Here is a 15,066-nt window from a genome sequence, read left to right on the forward strand (position 1 = left end):
GCTCGTGTATCACCCGTGATACAGTCGCCTCATGGAGACTGTCAGCGTGAGAGATCTACGCAACCACGGCGGTGACATCCTCGACAGGGTGGCCCGCGGAGAACACCTGACCGTGACCCGAGACGGGGCTGCGGTGGCGGAGCTGTCCCCGCTGCCCGCCCCGGGCCGGGCGCTGTCCGCGCTCATCGACGCCCGGCGCGCGCTGCCGTCGGTCGACCCGCGCGAACTGCGGACAGACGTCGACGAGATCGTGGACCAGTCATGGTGATGCAGCCGGGCCTCCTCGACACATCGACGCTCATCCTGCTGGCACGCGTGTCGGATCCGTCGCAGCTTCCCGACATCCCGTCGATCAGCGCGATCACGCTGGCGGAGCTGTCGGTCGGCCCGCTCGTCGCGAGGAGCGGCGAGGAGCGGTCCGCGCGGCAGCTGCACCTGCAGCTCGCCGAGAGCGATTTCGACCCCATCCCGTTCGATTCCGCCGCCGCGCGTGCGTTCGCCGCGGTGGCGCAGTCGTTCCGCGAGGCCGGAAGAAAACCGTCTGCGCGGGCCTTCGACGCGCTCATCGCGGCCACCGCGATATCGCGAGGTCTCCCGCTGCACACGTGCAACCCGTCCGACTTCGAGGGCATCCCGCAGCTCGACCTCCGACCGGTCGCCGTCGATGCCTGAAACGCCCGGCGGGGGCGCGCATGCCTCGGCGGCGACAGGGTCCGGGGATAATAGGACGGTGCCCGAATCCCCATCGCCCGTGAAGAAGCAGCGTTCCGAGAAGAGCCGTCCGTCGGTCTTCTGGGTGCTGGCCGGCTTGATCATCCCCATCGGGAGCCTGCTCGCGCGCTTCCGGATCGTGGATGGCGACAAGCTCCCGCGCACCGGCGCGTTCATCCTGGCGCCGAACCACTACAGCGAGATCGACCCGGTGATGATCGGCATGGTCTCGTGGAAGCTGGGCCGGCTGCCGCGGTTCCTCGCGAAAGAGAGCCTGTTCCGTATCCCGGTGTTCGGCTGGTTCCTGCGGAAGTCCGGACAGGTGCCGGTCTCCCGGGGCGGCAGCGCCCGCGGGTCCGCACCTCTCGAGGCGGCACAGCGGATCGCGGATGAGGGGCAGATCGTCATCATCTACCCGGAGGGCTCGCTCACCCGCGACCCCGACATGTGGCCGATGCGCGGAAAGACCGGCGCCGCGCGCATGGCGCTCGAGCAGAACCTGCCCGTCATCCCGATCGCGCACTGGGGCACCCAGCAGGTCATGGCGCGGTACGCGAAGAAGATCAGCTGGTTCCCGCGCAAGACCATCGACGTCAAGATCGGCGACCCCGTCGACCTCTCCGCCTTCGCCGGCCGCCCGCTCGACAACGCGACGCTGACCGAGGCCACCGCCGTCATCATGGATGCGATCACGGCGCTCCTCGAAGACCTCCGGGGCGAGAAGGCTCCGGCCGACCGGTGGGACCCGTCGCAGCACAACCAGAAGGAGACCGGCCGCTTCGATGGCTAAGGCAGTGAAGGCCCCCGTCGCCCGCCCCCGCCGGATCGCCGTGCTCGGCGCCGGCAGCTGGGGGACCACATTCGCGAAGATCCTCGCCGACGGCGGCTCCGACGTCGTGCTGTGGGCGCGACGGCCGGAGCTGGCGCGCGAGATCAACGAGGTGAAACGCAACAGCGACTACCTCGAGGGCATCAACCTGCCGCGCAACCTGCGAGCGACCTCCCGCCTCGGCGAGGCGATGCGCGACGCCGAGCAGGTGTTCGTGTCGATCCCGAGCCAGACTCTGCGCTCGAACCTCGAGGCGATGATCCCGCATCTCGGTCCGGAGACCGTCGTCGTCAGCCTCATGAAAGGCGTCGAGAAGGGCACGGGCCTGCGCATGAGCGAGGTGATCGCCCAGGGACTCCCGATCGAGCCCGAGCGCATCGCCGTCGCCTCCGGGCCGAACCTGGCGCTCGAGATCGCACGCGAGCAGCCCACGGCAGCGGTCGTCTCGTCCGCGAGCCTCGAGACTGCGCAGGCCGTCGCCATCTCGGCCACCAACCGCTACTTCCGCAGCTTCGTCAACACCGATGTCATCGGCACGGAGTTCGGCGGCGTCCTCAAGAACCTCATCGCCGTGGCGATCGGGATCGTGGACGGCGTCGGCTACGGCGAGAACACCAAGGCGTCGATCATCACGCGCGGTCTCGTCGAGATGACCGACTTCGCCGTCGCGTACGGTGCCCAGCCCGAGACGCTCTCCGGCCTGGCGGGCCTGGGCGACCTGATCGCGACGTGCGAGTCCTCGCTCAGCCGCAACAACACCGCAGGGCGGCTGCTCGGCCAGGGTTACGGCTTCAACGACGTCGTGAAGCAGATGAACCAGACGGCGGAGGGCCTCGCCTCCGTGGCGCCCATCCTGAGCCTCGCGGAGGCGCGCGGGGTGGACATGCCGATCGTCCGTCAGGTGAGCCAGGTGCTCGCCGGTACGCTCGATCCGAAAGACATAGCACCGCATCTGACGACGGATTCGGACGAGCCGCAAGGCGAAAGGACAACGGATGACGGACAGGGTCGCGGTCGCTCTTCTCTTTGGGGGGCGCTCAAGCGAGCATTCGATCAGCTGCGCGACGGCGGCGGGCGTCCTTGAGGCGATCGACCGGGACCGCTACGACGTCATCCCCGTCGGCATCACGCATGAGGGCGCCTTCACGCTCCAGCCGGACGACGCCGCCCGCTTCGCGCTGAACAGGGAGAAGCTGCCCGAGGTCGAGGACAACGGCACGCGCATCCTCTGGCCGGACAGTGCCGCGACCCGCGAGCTGACGGTCGTGCGCGCCGACGGGACGCGGGAGTCGCTGGGCGACGTCGACATCGTCTTCCCGATCCTGCACGGGCCGTGGGGCGAGGACGGCACGCTCCAGGGCCTGCTCGAGCTCGTCGGGCTCCCGTATGTCGGCAGCGGCGTGCTGGCGAGCGCCCTCGGCATGGACAAGCACTTCACCAAGACGGTGCTGCAGCAGGCGGGCATTCCGGTCGCGCCGTGGGTGACCGTCACCTCGTACGAGTGGGCGTCGGCGCCGGATGCGGTGCGCGAGGCGGCGCAGTCGCTCGGCCTTCCCGCGTTCGTGAAGCCTGCACGGGCCGGATCCAGTGTCGGGGTCACGAAGGTCACGGAGTGGGGCGAGCTGGATGCGGCCATGGCCACCGCGCTGGCCGAGGACGACCGGGTGCTGATCGAGTCCATGGTGACCGGCCGCGAGGTCGAGATCGCCGTGCTCGGCGGCCGTCCGGGGGAGCCGGCGCGCGCGTCGGTCGCCGGCGAGATCGTCATCAGCGGCCGCGACTTCTACGACTTCGCCGCGAAGTACCTGGACGCGCCCGGAATCGACCTGGTCTGCCCGGCCGACCTGACCGGCGGCCAGCTGGCGGAGATGCGCGACCTCGGGGTCCGCGCCTTCGACGCGATCGGCGGCGAGGGTCTGGCCCGCGTGGACTTCTTCCTCACGGCGGACGGCTTCGTGGTGAACGAGATCAACACGATGCCGGGCTTCACGCCGATCTCGATGTTCCCGCGCTGCTGGCAGGAATCGGGCCTGAGCTATCCCGCGCTGATCGACGAGCTCATCCAGGTCGCGCTGGCCCGCGCCGCCGCCTGAGGCCGCCGGCGCCGGCGGCCCGCGCCGGCGCCGGCGGCCAGGCCGCCCGCGCGCCTCGCCCAGTCGTGAGTTGTGGCGCGTATCCCCGCCGAGTGGTGACATGATGTCGCGACTCGGCGGGGATAGCGACCACGAGTCACCACTCGGTAGAGCTCAGGACGGAGCCACGACGGAGCCGGGACGGACGTCACGGCGAGGGCGTCGCGCTCGGGTCCGTGTCCAGCGTCGACAGGCACTTCTGCGTCTGCGGCACCGTCGCGATCGCGCCGGCGAACTCCGGCAGCACCGACGAGTCCGACACCCCCGAGACGTGGTCGATGATCACCTCGGTCGCGGGCGTGCGCCCGAACGTCTGGTAGACGATCGTCTTCGCGGCCGGGTCCGTCATCAGCACCCAGTCGATCCCGTTCACGGTCACGCAGGGCTTCGTGGTGGGCCCGATCGGCGGAACGCCGCAGCGCAGGATGACGACGGCGGGGTCGCCCCACGCGCCGGTCGCCTGCGCGTCCGTCTCGCGCTTCGGCTCGTCGGCCACGGTGTCCGGCAGGCGGACGCTGATCTCCGCGCATCCCGGCGCGTTGCTGTCGGCGGCGGGGTCGAGCGACACCGTCGGCGCGCAGCCGGCGAGGAGCAGGGCGGAACCGGCCAGGAGGAGGGCTGGGAGGGCGCGGCGACGGGACTTCATCGGTTTCAGGCTACCGTTTCAGATCATGGGAATCTCTGGGAGCGGCGCGTCCGGCATCACGATCGGGGAGGCGTCGGAGCGGGATGCGCTGCGGCGCATCTTCCCGCGGCTCCCGGAGTCCGTGGCGACCCTGGTCGGGCCGGGTGACGACGCCGCGGTGCTGGCCGCGCCGGACGGCCGCTTCGTCGTGACGACCGACATGATGATCCACGGGCCGGACTTCCGCCTGGCCTGGTCGGGACCGGTCGACCTCGGCTGGAAGGCCGCCGCGACGAACCTGTCGGACGTCGCGGCCATGGGCGCTGTCCCGACCGCGCTCGTCGTCGCCATCGCGGCCCCTGCCGAGACGCACGTCTCCTGGCTGGAGGGCGTCGCCGACGGCTTCCGGCTGGCCTGCGCGGCGCTGGCGCCGGGTTGCGGCGTCGTCGGGGGCGACCTGTCGGTCTCCGCGACGCTCACGATCGCCGTCACGGCCTTCGGCGACCTGCAGGGCCGCGCGCCGGTGCTGCGCAGCGGTGCGCGGCCCGGCGACATCGTCGCCGTCTCGGGCGCGCTGGGGGAGGCCGCCACCGGACTGCGCCTGCTGTTCACGCAGGCGGTGGATGCGGCGGGCGAGCCGGACGGGGAGCGCGCGGTCGCCGTCGGGGGCGCCCATCCCGCAGCCGTCGGTGCGCAGTTGCGGCCCCGCCCCCCGATCGCGGACGGCCCGGCGGCAGCCGACGCCGGGGCGACGGCGATGCTCGACCTGAGCGACGGCCTCGCGCTGGACGCCCGCCGCGTGGCCGAGGCGAGCGGCGTGGCGATCGACCTCGACACCTCCGCTCTGGGACCCGACGTGCGGACAGCTCTGACCGGCGGCGAGGACCACGGCCTGTTCGCCGCCTTCCCGCCGGGCACCGTCCTCCCGGGCGGCTTCCGGCCGGTCGGTGTCGTCCGTGAGGGCGACGGGCTGCTGGTCGACGGCGTGCCGTTCGGCGAGCGCGGCGGATGGGACCCGTACCTGGAGTGGGACGGCGGCCGCGGCTAGACGGCCCGAGGCGGACCTACGCCGGCGCGAGCCAGTACACGGCGGTCTCGCCGTAGTCCTTGCGCCGTTCGAGGAGGAGCCCGTCCGGGAGGGACGGCTCGGCGCCGCGGGCGCTCCGTTCGACGCAGACGACCGCGTCCGCCGAGAGCAGCGGCACCAGCGACGTCAGGACGGCGAGCAGCTCCGCATCCCCCAGATCGTACGGCGGGTCGATGAAGACGACGTCGAACGGTCCGGCGGCGCCGCCGAGGTAGCCCTGCACCGCGGAGGCCCGCACGTCGATCGCGGGAACGGCCGTGCGCGCGGCGCGTGCCGCCGACACGAGCGCCGCCGCGTTCCGCCGGCAGACTTGCGCGGCCGCCGCCGACTTCTCGACGAGCACCACGGAGGCCGCTCCGCGGCTCGCCGCCTCGAGCCCCAGCGCACCCGACCCGGCGTACAGGTCGAGCACGCGCGACCCGTGGAGCGCGTCGCGCGCATCCAGCGCGGAGAAGATCGCCTCGCGCACCCGGTCGCTGGTGGGGCGGGTTCCGCTCTTCGGCACCTGGAGGGTCAGCGAGCCGGCGAAGCCGGAGACGATTCGGGTCATGGCCCCACGAGCCTAGCGTCGGCGCGCGCGCACCGGCCAAGATATGGGCATGGAGGAACGCCTGGAGCAGGCAGAGCTCGACGCGCTGTGGCTCCCCGGTGACCCGATCGCCTCCGCCGAACGGCTGGCCGCTGCCGCCGCCGAGACGGGCCGGTCGGAGCTCGTCCGGGCCGAGCTGGAGACTCAGCGCGCCCGCGCGCTCGGACTGCAGGGCCGGATCGAGGAAGCGGAGGCCCTGCTCGACTCGCTCGAGCCGGCGGCGGGCGTGCTGGAAGTGCGCGTGCTGCTGGAGCGGGGGCGGCTGCGTGCGGCGGCGGGAGCGCCCCGCGAGGCGACCGGGCTGCTGGAGACCGCGCTGCGCGCCGCGCGGCACGAGGGCGAGATCGGCCTCGCCGTCGAGGCGACGCTCGCGCTGTCGGCCGCGGACCGCCCGCACGCCGAGCAGTGGATCGAGGAGGGACTGGCCGACCTCGCGGGCACCGGCGATCCCCGCGTCCTGCGCTGGGGCACGGTGCTTCACGATCTGCGCGGCTGGGCCCGCCTCGGCGAGGGCGACCCGGGCGCCGCCGTGGTGTCGTTCGAGGATGCGGTGGAGTTCGCCGACGAGTACGGCACGGAGGACGAGCGGTTCGCGGCGCGCTGGGCGCTGGGCCGTGCGCTGCGGGAGCTTGGCCGGACGGAGGAGGCGCTCCAGCTGCAACGGCGACTGGCGGAGGAGCGACCGGGAGAGCCGTCCGTGGCAGCCGAGCTCGAAGCGCTGGAGGCGTCCGCGTCGCCACGGGCCGGTGACGATCCCGCGACGTCGGACGAGACGCATACGATCGACTCATGACCTCCGCTTCCGCCCCGGCCGGCCCCGGGTCCGGCGCTGCTGACGCCGCTGCGGTCGGCCTCGACTCGCGGCTGAGCGGCGTGCTCGGCGGACGCACCGCATCCGCCTTCGAGAAGGCCTTCGGGATGCGCACCGTCGCCGATCTGCTCAGCCACTACCCCCGCCGCTACGCGAAGCGCGGCGAGCTGACGGCGCTCGCGAATCTGCCGCTCGACGAGAACGTCACGATCATCGCCGAGGTGCTCCGCGTGCAGGAGCGGCCGATGCGGGCGCGGCGCGGCAGCATCCTCGAGGTGAAGATCTCGGACGGCGAGGGCATCCTGACGCTCACGTTCTTCAACCAGGCCTGGCGGGCGCGCGAGCTCGTCCCCGGCGTGCGCGGCATCTTCGCGGGCAAGGTCTCGGCGTACCGCGGTGCGCTGCAGCTCGCGCATCCGGACTACGAGCTGTTCGAGCCCGACGCCGAGAACGCCGTCAGCCCGGGGAGCGCCGCGGCGAAGGACTGGGCGCTGACCCCGATCCCGATCTACCCGGCGACGGGGACGGTGGCGAGCTGGCAGGTGCAGAAGGCCGTGGCCCTGGCGCTGGATGCGCTGGGCGCGGTGGCCGACCCGGTGCCGGACGCGATCGTGGTCGAGCGCGGCCTGGTGCCTTTCCGGGACGCGCTGGAGGGCATCCACCGGCCGCAGAAGGATGCGCAGTGGCAGCGCGCCCGCGACACGCTGCGGTTCCAGGAGGCGTTCGTGCTGCAGGCGGCTCTGCTGCAGCAGCGGGCCGCGACCCGCGAGGTGGCGGCGACCCCGCGGGCGGCGGTGCCGGGCGGCCTGCTGGAGCGCTTCGATGCGGCGCTCCCGTTCGCGCTGACGGGCGATCAGGATGTGGTCGGCGGCGAGATCGAGCGCGACCTGGCCGGCACGGCGGCGATGCACCGGCTGGTGCAGGGCGAGGTCGGCTCCGGCAAGACCCTCGTGGCGCTGCGCGCGATGCTCGCGGTCGCCGACTCGGGCGGCCAGTCGGCGCTGCTGGCGCCGACGGAGGTGCTCGCCGCCCAGCATCTGCGCTCGATCGCGGCGATGCTCGGTCCGGAGCTGTCGGCGCAGCTCATGCCGACGCTGCTGACGGGGCAGCTCTCCGCCGCGGAGCGCAAGCGCGCCCTGCTCCGCACCGTCTCGGGGCAGGCCCGCATCGTGGTCGGCACGCACGCCCTCCTCGGCGACGCGGTGACGTTCTTCGACCTCGGGCTGGTCGTCGTCGACGAGCAGCACCGTTTCGGCGTGGAGCAGCGCGAGGCGCTGCGGGCGAAGGGCGGCACGCCGCCGCACGTCCTCGTGCTCACGGCCACGCCCATCCCGCGCACGGTGGCGATGACCGTCTTCGGCGATCTGGATGTGTCGACCATCGCGCAGCTCCCGGCCGGCCGGCAGGGGATCGAGAGCTTCGTCGTGCCGCTCGCCGACCGCCCGGGTTGGGAGCGCCGGATCTGGGAGCGCGCGTCGGAGGAGATCGCGAAGGGTCGCCAGGTGTTCGTGGTGTGCCCGGCGATCTCGGGCAAGGATGCGGAGGACGACGGCGAGGAGCCTGAGCCCGAGGCCGAGCCGTCCGATGGCGCCCCGCCGCGTCCTATCGCGAACGTCGAGTCGGTGGCCGCGCAGGTGCGCGCCGATCCGCTGTTCCGGGATGCGCGCATCGGGGTGCTGCACGGCCGGCTGCCCTCCGACGCCAAGGACGAGGTGATGCGCTCGTTCGCGGCGGGCGGCATCGACCTGCTCATCGCGACCACCGTCATCGAGGTGGGCGTCAACGTGCCGAACGCCTCCGCCATGGTCGTGCTCGACGCCGACCGCTTCGGCGTCTCGCAGCTGCACCAGCTGCGCGGCCGCGTCGGCCGCGGCGACATCCCCGGGCTCTGTCTCCTGGTCACGGCGGCCGAGCAGGGCTCGCTGGCCCGGGAGCGGGTGGATGCGGTCGCCGCGACGCTCGACGGCTTCGAGCTGGCCAACATCGACCTGGAGCTGCGGCGCGAGGGCGACGTGCTGGGGAGCCGTCAGTCGGGCGGCCGCTCGTCTCTCCGTCTGCTGCGGGTCGCGTCGGACGGCGAGCTGATCGCCGAGGCGAGGGTGGCGGCCGAGGAGACGCTGGAGGGCGACCCGGGTCTCGCGCAGCATCCCGCCCTGAGGGCCGCGCTGACCCGCCGGCTGGACGAGAGCGAGCGGGCCTTCCTCGGCAAGTCGTAGCGGGCCGCAGCGCGCCGGGCCGCCGCGCCGGGCCACCGGCTCAGCCGAAATCCGTTGGTAACGGATTCACAACGAAATGCCGGTTTGCGCGGGATAGTCTGGAGGCCTATGAACAGGATCGCCGTTGTCCCTGGATCGTTCGACCCGGTCACCCTCGGGCACCTCGACGTGATCGAGCGTGCGGCCGGCATGTGGGACGAGGTCCACGTCGTGGTGGTCCACAACCCCGACAAGTCGGCGCTGCTCCCCATCGCGCAGCGTGTGGCGCTGCTGGAGCGGTCCATCGAGGACGCGGGCATCGTCGGGAACATCGTCATCGCATCCTGGTCGGTGGGCCTGCTGGTGGACTACTGCACCGACGTCGGTGCGCACGTGCTGGTGAAGGGCATCCGCTCGCAGGTCGACGTCACCTACGAGACGCCGATGGCGATCGTCAACCGGCACCTCGCCGATGTCGAGACGGTGTTCCTGCTGCCGAACCCCGCCAACGCCCATGTCTCGAGCTCCCTGGTGCGCCAGGTGTCCGCCCTCGGCGGCGATGTGAGCCCGTACGTGCCGCCGGCCGTGCACGAGTACCTGCAGGAGACGTGAGCGGGGGAGCCATGAACAGTTACGCGACGCGCCAGCCGACCGAGACCTCCGTCGCCCCCGAGGAGGACACGGGAGCCGCTCCCGGCATGGGCCTGGACGAGCTGCGGCGCGCCGCGGAGCAGATCACGGCCAACGTCGAGTCCGTGATCGACGGCAAGCACGAGGCGGTGCAGACGGCCCTGGTCGTGCTGCTCGCCGAGGGTCACCTGCTGATCGAGGATGTGCCCGGCGTCGGCAAGACGATGCTCGCCAAGTCGCTGGCGAAGTCGGTCGACTGCACCGTCAGCCGCATCCAGTTCACCCCGGACCTGCTGCCCAGCGACGTCACGGGCGTCTCCGTCTACAACCAGGCCGAGCGGCGCTTCGAGTTCAAGCCCGGCGCGATCTTCGCCAACATCGTCATCGGCGACGAGATCAACCGCGCCAGTCCCAAGACCCAGTCGGCGCTGCTGGAGTGCATGGAGGAGCGGCAGGTCACCGTCGACGGCTCGACGTATCCGCTCGCCGCGCCGTTCATCGTGGTGGCGACGCAGAACCCCGTCGAGATGGAGGGCACGTACGCCCTTCCGGAGGCGCAGCGCGACCGCTTCATGGCGCGCATCGCGATGGGATACCCCGACGAGGGCTCCGAGCTCGCCATGCTGACGACGCGCGACACCTCGAGCCCGCTGTCGCGCATCCGCCCGGTGGTCAGCTCGGACGAGCTGCGCGCCATGATGATCACCGCCCGCGGTGTGTTCGCCTCGACCCCGGTGAAGCAGTACGCCGTCGACCTGGTCCGCGCGACGCGCGAGGATCGCGACCTGCGGCTGGGCGCGAGCCCGCGGGCGACGCTGCAGCTCATCCGCGCGGCGAAGGCCATGGCCGCGCTGGCCGGCCGCGACTTCGTCCTGCCGGACGACGTGGATGCGCTGGCGGTCCCCGTGCTCGGCCACCGCCTGCTGCCCACCAGCCGGGCGCTCGGTCACCATCACGAGAGCGCGCCCGTCATCGCGGACATCGTGCGCCGCATCGTCGCGTCGACGCCGGTCCCGGTCGGCTCCGGCGCCGTAGGCGGCACGGGGCGCTAGCGTGCCCGAGCGCGGCCGTCCCTCCTCGCCGCTGAAGCGGCCGCGGCCGACCGCGCGCGGGTGGACGCTGGGCGCCGTCGGCGTCGTCGCCCTGATCGCCTCGGCGATGTTCGGTCGCACCGACGTGCTGTTCGCCGGCGTCTTCCTGACCGTGCTGCCGCTCGCGGCGATGATCTCCGTCACCGTCGACCGGCCGCGGCTCACGGTGACCCGCAGCTTCCACCCGGACGTGGTCGCGGTCGGCGAGCAGTCCACCATCGTGACCACCGCGCGCAACCAGTCGCCGCGCCCTAGCCCGGCTGCGCGCTGGCGCGAGTCGGCGGCGCCGGTGGTGGGCGTGCAGCCGTCGGCGCCGTTCCCGCGCCTCGGCGCGCACCAGCCCGACGGGGGTCTGGGCCGCGACAGCGTGGTGCTGCGGCAGGATGTGCGCCCCGAGCGACGCGGAGCGCACGCCGTCGGTCCGCTGATCGTGAGCCGCACCGATCCGTTCGGCGTCGCCTACGCCGAGTACGCGATTGGCCAGCCGAGGCAGCTGCTCGTCACCCCGCGCGTCGTGCCGCTGTCCCGCGGCGAGCTGGATGTGGCCCACAGCGAGGGGACGGAGCACGAGCTGCTGCGCCACAGCATCCCGAGCGCCGACGAGCTGATCGCGCGGGAGTACCGCCCCGGCGACCCGCTGCGGCGCGTGCACTGGCGGGCGACCGCGCGGCACGACCAGCTGATGGTGCGGCAGGAGGAGCAGCGCAGCAATCCGGAGGCGTGGATGCTGATGGACACGCGCCCCGGCGTCACGCACACGGAGTCGTCCGCCGACGAGTTCGAGACGCTCGTCGACCTGGTGGCGTCGATCGGCGTGCACCTCCTCGACGAGGGCTTCGTGGTCAGCGTCGTCGAGACCGGTGACCGCCAGCTCTCCGGCCGAAGCGGCGCCGGCCGCACCGGGACGCTCGGCTCCACGTCGGCGACGTACGACACCGGCAGCGCCGATCGGATGCTGCTCGCCGACCTGGCGGCGCTCGTCCCGTCGGCCGCGGCACGCGACGACGCGGTGTCCGAGCTGGGCGCCGGCCTGCGGAAGGCCGGCCGGCCCGTTCCGGTCTTCGCCGTGCTGGCGGGGGCGGCCCCGGTGGAGCTCGGCGCGCTGGCGTCGCTGCGCTCGATGGGCGACCCGGCCGTGGCGTTCGTCGCGTCGTCGACGCCGGCCGACGCGGTGGAGGTGCTGGCCGACGCGGGCTGGCTGTGCGTCACGTTCGAGGCGGGCGACGACCCGGCCGAGTGCTGGCAGCGCGCACTCCATCGCCAGCGGGCCAGGGTGGTGTCCCGTGGCGACTGAGTCCCTCGCCTTCGTCGTGCCTCGCGCCGCCGCCCGGCGCCGGGTCGGCTACTGGCGCATCACGGGCGCCCTGATGCTGCAGGTGCTCGCGGTGAGCTACGCCTTGTTCGGACTCATCCAGGGCCTGGGATGGTGGTTCGCGCTGGTGGGGACCGCCGCGCTCGTGCTCGCGACCGGCGCCGGTCTCCGCAGCCTGGGGGTTCCGCGCGGTATGGTCCCGGTGCTGCTTCTGGCGGAGTCGGCCGCGGTCATGACTGCGGCGTTCGGCCGGGGAGCGGCCTGCTCGGGCTCATCCCGACGCCGTCGACCGTCGCCGGCTGGTCCCAGTACCTGCAGCAGGCCATGCTCTCGATCTACCAGCAGGGCACGCCGGCGGAGGCCCTGCCCGAGTTCCTCTTCCTCGTCGTTGGCGGCGGCTGCCTCCTCGCCCTGCTGCTCGACACGCTCGCCGTCGCCATCCGCACGCCCGCGTTCACCGCACTCGCGGTCGCCGCCGTGCTCGTCGTGCCGGGCGCCCTGCTCGGGGACGGGCTCGATCCGTTCGCGCTGGCCGCCTCCGCCGCCGCCTACCTGTGGCTGCTGCGCAGCGACATCCGCACCCGCCGCTCCGCCACCCCGCGCCCGGGCGCCGCGCTCTCGGTCGGCGCCTCCGCCGTGGTGGTCGCCGTCCTGCTGGCGGGGACGGCGCCCGGTTTCGACCAGGGAGGCGCGACCTCCTTCACCGCGGGCGGCATCTCGATCGGCGGCACCGTGACGCCGCTCGTCGACCTGGGCAAGGATCTCCGCCGCCCCGCCGCGGTTCGCGCCCTGACGTACACGACGACCGCGGCGAACGGCCAGTACCTGAAGCTCGCGTCGCTGGACCAGTTCACCGGGTCGGTGTGGAAGCATCGCGAACGCGACACCAAGCGGCTCTCCGACGGCGCGAAGATCGGTCCGGTCGCCGGTCTGTCGAGCGAGGTCAAGACGGTGAAGATCACGACGACCGTCGCGATCGACAACATGACCAGCCGATGGCTGCCCACTCCGGCCCCTGTGCAGTCGGTCAAGGGCCTCAGCGGCACGTGGTCATGGGACCCGGACGACCTCACGATCGGGGGCATCGGCTCCACGACCCAGGGTCAGCGGTACACGGCGACCAGCCTCGTGCTGCAGCCCACCGCCGACCAGCTGAAGGCCGCAGGGGGCGTGGTGCCTCAGGAGGTGCAGCGCGACCTGTTCCTGCCGCCCAACATGCCGGCGATCATCGAGCAGACGGCCCTGGCGGCGACGAAGGATGCGCTGAGCGAGTACGACCGCGCGGTCGCGCTGCAGGACTACTTCCGCGACAACAGCTTCGTCTACTCCACGCAGACCCCTCTCAAGCAGGGCTTCGACGGAGACGGGACCCGGGTGATCGCGCGCTTCCTCGAGGTGAAGAGCGGATACTGCGTGCACTACGCCTCGGCGATGGCGCTCATGGCGCGTACCCTCGGCATCCCCTCGCGGGTGGCGGAGGGATACCTCCCCGGTGCGACGAGCGGCGGGACGGCGACGAATCCGGGCGAGTACACCGTGACGAGCGACGACCTCCACGCCTGGCCGGAGCTGTACTTCGCCGGCGTCGGCTGGGTGCCGTTCGAGCCGACGGTCGGCCGCGGCTCGGTGCCCGACTACACGCGGCCGCAGACCGACGCGGCGGCCCCCGCCCCGAGCTCCACCTCGACCTCGGGGGCGGCGCCGCGCGCGCTGGTGCCCACCGACCCCGCCAACCCCGCCGGCTCGGCGACCCCGACCGCACAGTCCGCGGCGCAACCGCTCGCGACCGGGATCGGCATCGGCATCCTCGCCGTCGCGGTGCTGCTGGTGCCGGCCGTCTGGCGCAGGATGCGCCGCCGCCGACGACTGCGCGAGCTCACGGACGAGTGGGGCGGCGCCTCCCTGGTGTGGGACGAACTGCGCGACACGGTGCGCGACCTCGGCTGGGCCGCGCCGCCTACCGAGACCCCTCGCGTGTTCGCCGGACGCATCGCCGCCGCGGTCGCCGGCACGCCCGCCGAGGACGCGGTGATGCGTCTGCTCGGCGAGCTCGAGCGCGACGCCTACGGCCCGCCGACCCGGCGCTGGGCGGGAGGCCTCTCCGACGACCTCGAGTCGGTGCTCGCCGCCCTCGGAGCGCAGGCCGGCACCGCACTCCGCATCAAGGCGGCGCTGCTTCCTGTGTCCTTGCTGCCAGCGGGCTGGCCTTCCGCCGCACGCCCCCGGAGTGCCGCGTAAAATAGTCGCTCGTGACCACCAAGAACTCCCCGTACGCCATCAACGTGTACGACCTCGAGCGCCGTCCGGGCACGATGCGCGAGCAGCGCATCAGCATCCCGGTGACGGCGAAACTGGGCGAGGGCCTCATCAGCGTGCCCGAGGGCGAGACCATCGATCTCGACCTCCGGCTCGAGTCCATGCACGAGGGCATCCTCGTGACGGCCGACGCCCAGACCACCGCCGTCGGCGTCTGCGGGCGCTGCCTCATCGACATCGAGCAGCCCGTCCAAGTCGATTTCCAGGAACTTTTCGCGTATCCTTCTGACGAAGCTTTCGATCATGAGGTTCACGACGACCACGTGGATCTTGAACCTCTGATCAGGGATGCGGTGGTGCTGTCACTGCCGTTCCAGCCGGTGTGCCGGCCGGACTGCCCGGGTCTCGACCCCGAGACCGGGGAGAGGCTGGCGGATGTACCGGACCGCGAGCCCACCCAGAACATCGATCCCAGATGGTCTGCGCTGCAGAATTATGGTGGGCTGGCTGGTTTCCAGGCTTCCGACACCGATGACCGCCCGGATGCGTCCGGAACGAATACAGAGAAGAGATAGCCATGGCCGTCCCCAAGCGGAAGCAGTCGCGCGCCAACACCCACGCCCGCCGTTCGCAGTGGAAGGCCTCGGCCCCCACGCTGGTCAAGACCATCGAGAACGGCAAGGTCACGTACAGCCTCCCGCACCGCGCGAAGGTCGTCGAGGACTCCGCAGGCACCGCCCTGTTCCTCGAGTACAAGGGCCGCAAGGTCGCCGACGTCTGATCGTCGCCCAGACGGTA

Annotated in this window: 16 protein-coding genes and 1 pseudogene; 15 read left to right on the forward strand and 2 right to left on the reverse strand. The window is 72.4% G+C overall.

Annotation, left to right across the window (positions count from 1 at the left end; translation table 11 throughout):
* Positions 1–31 precede the first annotated feature (31 nt).
* The 5 genes from ACQ86M_RS04710 to ACQ86M_RS04730 are packed head-to-tail and all read left to right on the forward strand — an operon-like array spanning position 32 to position 3,633.
* On the forward strand, positions 32–268 hold the full coding sequence (locus tag ACQ86M_RS04710) for a type II toxin-antitoxin system Phd/YefM family antitoxin (protein WP_431247233.1): 237 nt from the start codon (positions 32–34) through the stop codon (positions 266–268).
* On the forward strand, positions 262–672 hold the full coding sequence (locus ACQ86M_RS04715; protein WP_431247234.1) for a type II toxin-antitoxin system VapC family toxin: 411 nt from the start codon (positions 262–264) through the stop codon (positions 670–672). The genes ACQ86M_RS04710 and ACQ86M_RS04715 overlap by 7 nt, the downstream gene beginning before the upstream one ends.
* A gap of 58 nt (positions 673–730) precedes the next feature.
* Positions 731–1,501 carry a lysophospholipid acyltransferase family protein gene (locus ACQ86M_RS04720; protein ID WP_431220954.1) on the forward strand — a complete coding sequence of 257 codons (771 nt, stop codon included), beginning with the start codon at positions 731–733 and terminating at the stop codon, positions 1,499–1,501.
* On the forward strand, positions 1,494–2,624 hold the full coding sequence (locus ACQ86M_RS04725) for an NAD(P)H-dependent glycerol-3-phosphate dehydrogenase (RefSeq protein WP_431247235.1): 1,131 nt from the start codon (positions 1,494–1,496) through the stop codon (positions 2,622–2,624). Before ACQ86M_RS04720 ends, ACQ86M_RS04725 begins: the two co-directional genes overlap by 8 nt.
* Positions 2,536–3,633, forward strand: coding sequence for a D-alanine--D-alanine ligase family protein (locus ACQ86M_RS04730; RefSeq protein ID WP_431247236.1), 1,098 nt, complete (start codon positions 2,536–2,538; stop codon positions 3,631–3,633). Before ACQ86M_RS04725 ends, ACQ86M_RS04730 begins: the two co-directional genes overlap by 89 nt.
* Positions 3,634–3,820: 187 nt before the next feature.
* Here ACQ86M_RS04730 and ACQ86M_RS04735 read toward each other — a convergent pair whose 3' ends face one another.
* Positions 3,821–4,318, reverse strand: coding sequence for a DUF3515 family protein (locus tag ACQ86M_RS04735; protein WP_431220957.1), 498 nt, complete (start codon positions 4,316–4,318; stop codon positions 3,821–3,823).
* Between the two features lie 25 nt (positions 4,319–4,343).
* Between ACQ86M_RS04735 and thiL the strand changes: the two genes are divergently transcribed.
* A complete protein-coding gene (gene thiL / locus ACQ86M_RS04740) occupies positions 4,344–5,345 on the forward strand; it encodes a thiamine-phosphate kinase (protein ID WP_431247237.1) in 1,002 nt (333 codons plus the stop codon).
* Between the two features lie 16 nt (positions 5,346–5,361).
* On the opposite strand, the gene rsmD is transcribed toward thiL, so the two are convergent.
* Positions 5,362–5,934 carry a 16S rRNA (guanine(966)-N(2))-methyltransferase RsmD gene (gene rsmD / locus ACQ86M_RS04745; protein WP_431247238.1) on the reverse strand — a complete coding sequence of 191 codons (573 nt, stop codon included), beginning with the start codon at positions 5,932–5,934 and terminating at the stop codon, positions 5,362–5,364.
* A gap of 49 nt (positions 5,935–5,983) precedes the next feature.
* On the opposite strand from rsmD, the gene ACQ86M_RS04750 reads away from it, so the two are divergent.
* From ACQ86M_RS04750 to rpmF, 9 genes and pseudogenes are all read left to right on the forward strand, one after another.
* Positions 5,984–6,766 carry a hypothetical protein gene (locus ACQ86M_RS04750; protein WP_431247239.1) on the forward strand — a complete coding sequence of 261 codons (783 nt, stop codon included), beginning with the start codon at positions 5,984–5,986 and terminating at the stop codon, positions 6,764–6,766.
* Entirely contained in the window at positions 6,763–9,000 is a 2,238-nt protein-coding gene (locus ACQ86M_RS04755; protein ID WP_431247240.1) for an ATP-dependent DNA helicase RecG, read from the forward strand. The genes ACQ86M_RS04750 and ACQ86M_RS04755 overlap by 4 nt, the downstream gene beginning before the upstream one ends.
* Before the next feature lie 108 nt (positions 9,001–9,108).
* Entirely contained in the window at positions 9,109–9,591 is a 483-nt protein-coding gene (gene coaD / locus ACQ86M_RS04760; protein ID WP_431220962.1) for a pantetheine-phosphate adenylyltransferase, read from the forward strand.
* Positions 9,592–9,602: 11 nt separating this feature from the next.
* Entirely contained in the window at positions 9,603–10,661 is a 1,059-nt protein-coding gene (locus ACQ86M_RS04765) for an AAA family ATPase (protein WP_431220963.1), read from the forward strand.
* Position 10,662: 1 nt separating this feature from the next.
* Positions 10,663–11,994, forward strand: coding sequence for a DUF58 domain-containing protein (locus tag ACQ86M_RS04770; RefSeq protein WP_431247241.1), 1,332 nt, complete (start codon positions 10,663–10,665; stop codon positions 11,992–11,994).
* Positions 11,995–12,067: 73 nt separating this feature from the next.
* Positions 12,068–12,223 (forward strand): annotated as a pseudogene (locus tag ACQ86M_RS04775) (hypothetical protein); the annotation flags it as partial.
* A gap of 113 nt (positions 12,224–12,336) precedes the next feature.
* Positions 12,337–14,250 (forward strand): transglutaminaseTgpA domain-containing protein, encoded by a 1,914-nt coding sequence (locus ACQ86M_RS04780; RefSeq protein ID WP_431247242.1) that lies wholly within the window; start codon positions 12,337–12,339, stop codon positions 14,248–14,250.
* Positions 14,251–14,261: 11 nt separating this feature from the next.
* Complete coding sequence (locus ACQ86M_RS04785; protein WP_431247243.1) at positions 14,262–14,843, forward strand: YceD family protein; 582 nt, start codon at positions 14,262–14,264, stop codon at positions 14,841–14,843.
* A 2-nt stretch (positions 14,844–14,845) separates the two neighbouring features.
* Positions 14,846–15,049, forward strand: coding sequence for a 50S ribosomal protein L32 (gene rpmF / locus ACQ86M_RS04790; protein ID WP_064108731.1), 204 nt, complete (start codon positions 14,846–14,848; stop codon positions 15,047–15,049).
* The last annotated feature ends 17 nt before the right edge of the window (positions 15,050–15,066 follow it).

Source organism: Leifsonia xyli subsp. cynodontis (assembly GCF_050632205.1).
Lineage (GTDB): Bacteria > Actinomycetota > Actinomycetes > Actinomycetales > Microbacteriaceae > Leifsonia > Leifsonia xyli_D.

Excerpts from the sequence above, each read along its gene's own strand:
- ACQ86M_RS04710 (WP_431247233.1), top strand. The coding sequence starts at position 32 with ATGGAGACTGTCAGCGTGAGAGATCTACGCAACCACGGCGGTGACATC.
- ACQ86M_RS04715 (WP_431247234.1), top strand. The coding sequence starts at position 262 with ATGGTGATGCAGCCGGGCCTCCTCGACACATCGACGCTCATCCTGCTG.
- ACQ86M_RS04725 (WP_431247235.1), top strand. The coding sequence starts at position 1,494 with ATGGCTAAGGCAGTGAAGGCCCCCGTCGCCCGCCCCCGCCGGATCGCC.
- ACQ86M_RS04730 (WP_431247236.1), top strand. The coding sequence starts at position 2,536 with ATGACGGACAGGGTCGCGGTCGCTCTTCTCTTTGGGGGGCGCTCAAGC.
- ACQ86M_RS04735 (WP_431220957.1), bottom strand. The coding sequence starts at position 4,318 with ATGAAGTCCCGTCGCCGCGCCCTCCCAGCCCTCCTCCTGGCCGGTTCC.
- thiL (WP_431247237.1), top strand. The coding sequence starts at position 4,344 with ATGGGAATCTCTGGGAGCGGCGCGTCCGGCATCACGATCGGGGAGGCG.
- rsmD (WP_431247238.1), bottom strand. The coding sequence starts at position 5,934 with ATGACCCGAATCGTCTCCGGCTTCGCCGGCTCGCTGACCCTCCAGGTG.
- ACQ86M_RS04750 (WP_431247239.1), top strand. The coding sequence starts at position 5,984 with ATGGAGGAACGCCTGGAGCAGGCAGAGCTCGACGCGCTGTGGCTCCCC.
- ACQ86M_RS04755 (WP_431247240.1), top strand. The coding sequence starts at position 6,763 with ATGACCTCCGCTTCCGCCCCGGCCGGCCCCGGGTCCGGCGCTGCTGAC.
- coaD (WP_431220962.1), top strand. The coding sequence starts at position 9,109 with ATGAACAGGATCGCCGTTGTCCCTGGATCGTTCGACCCGGTCACCCTC.
- ACQ86M_RS04765 (WP_431220963.1), top strand. The coding sequence starts at position 9,603 with ATGAACAGTTACGCGACGCGCCAGCCGACCGAGACCTCCGTCGCCCCC.
- ACQ86M_RS04780 (WP_431247242.1), top strand. The coding sequence starts at position 12,337 with ATGCTCTCGATCTACCAGCAGGGCACGCCGGCGGAGGCCCTGCCCGAG.
- rpmF (WP_064108731.1), top strand. The coding sequence starts at position 14,846 with ATGGCCGTCCCCAAGCGGAAGCAGTCGCGCGCCAACACCCACGCCCGC.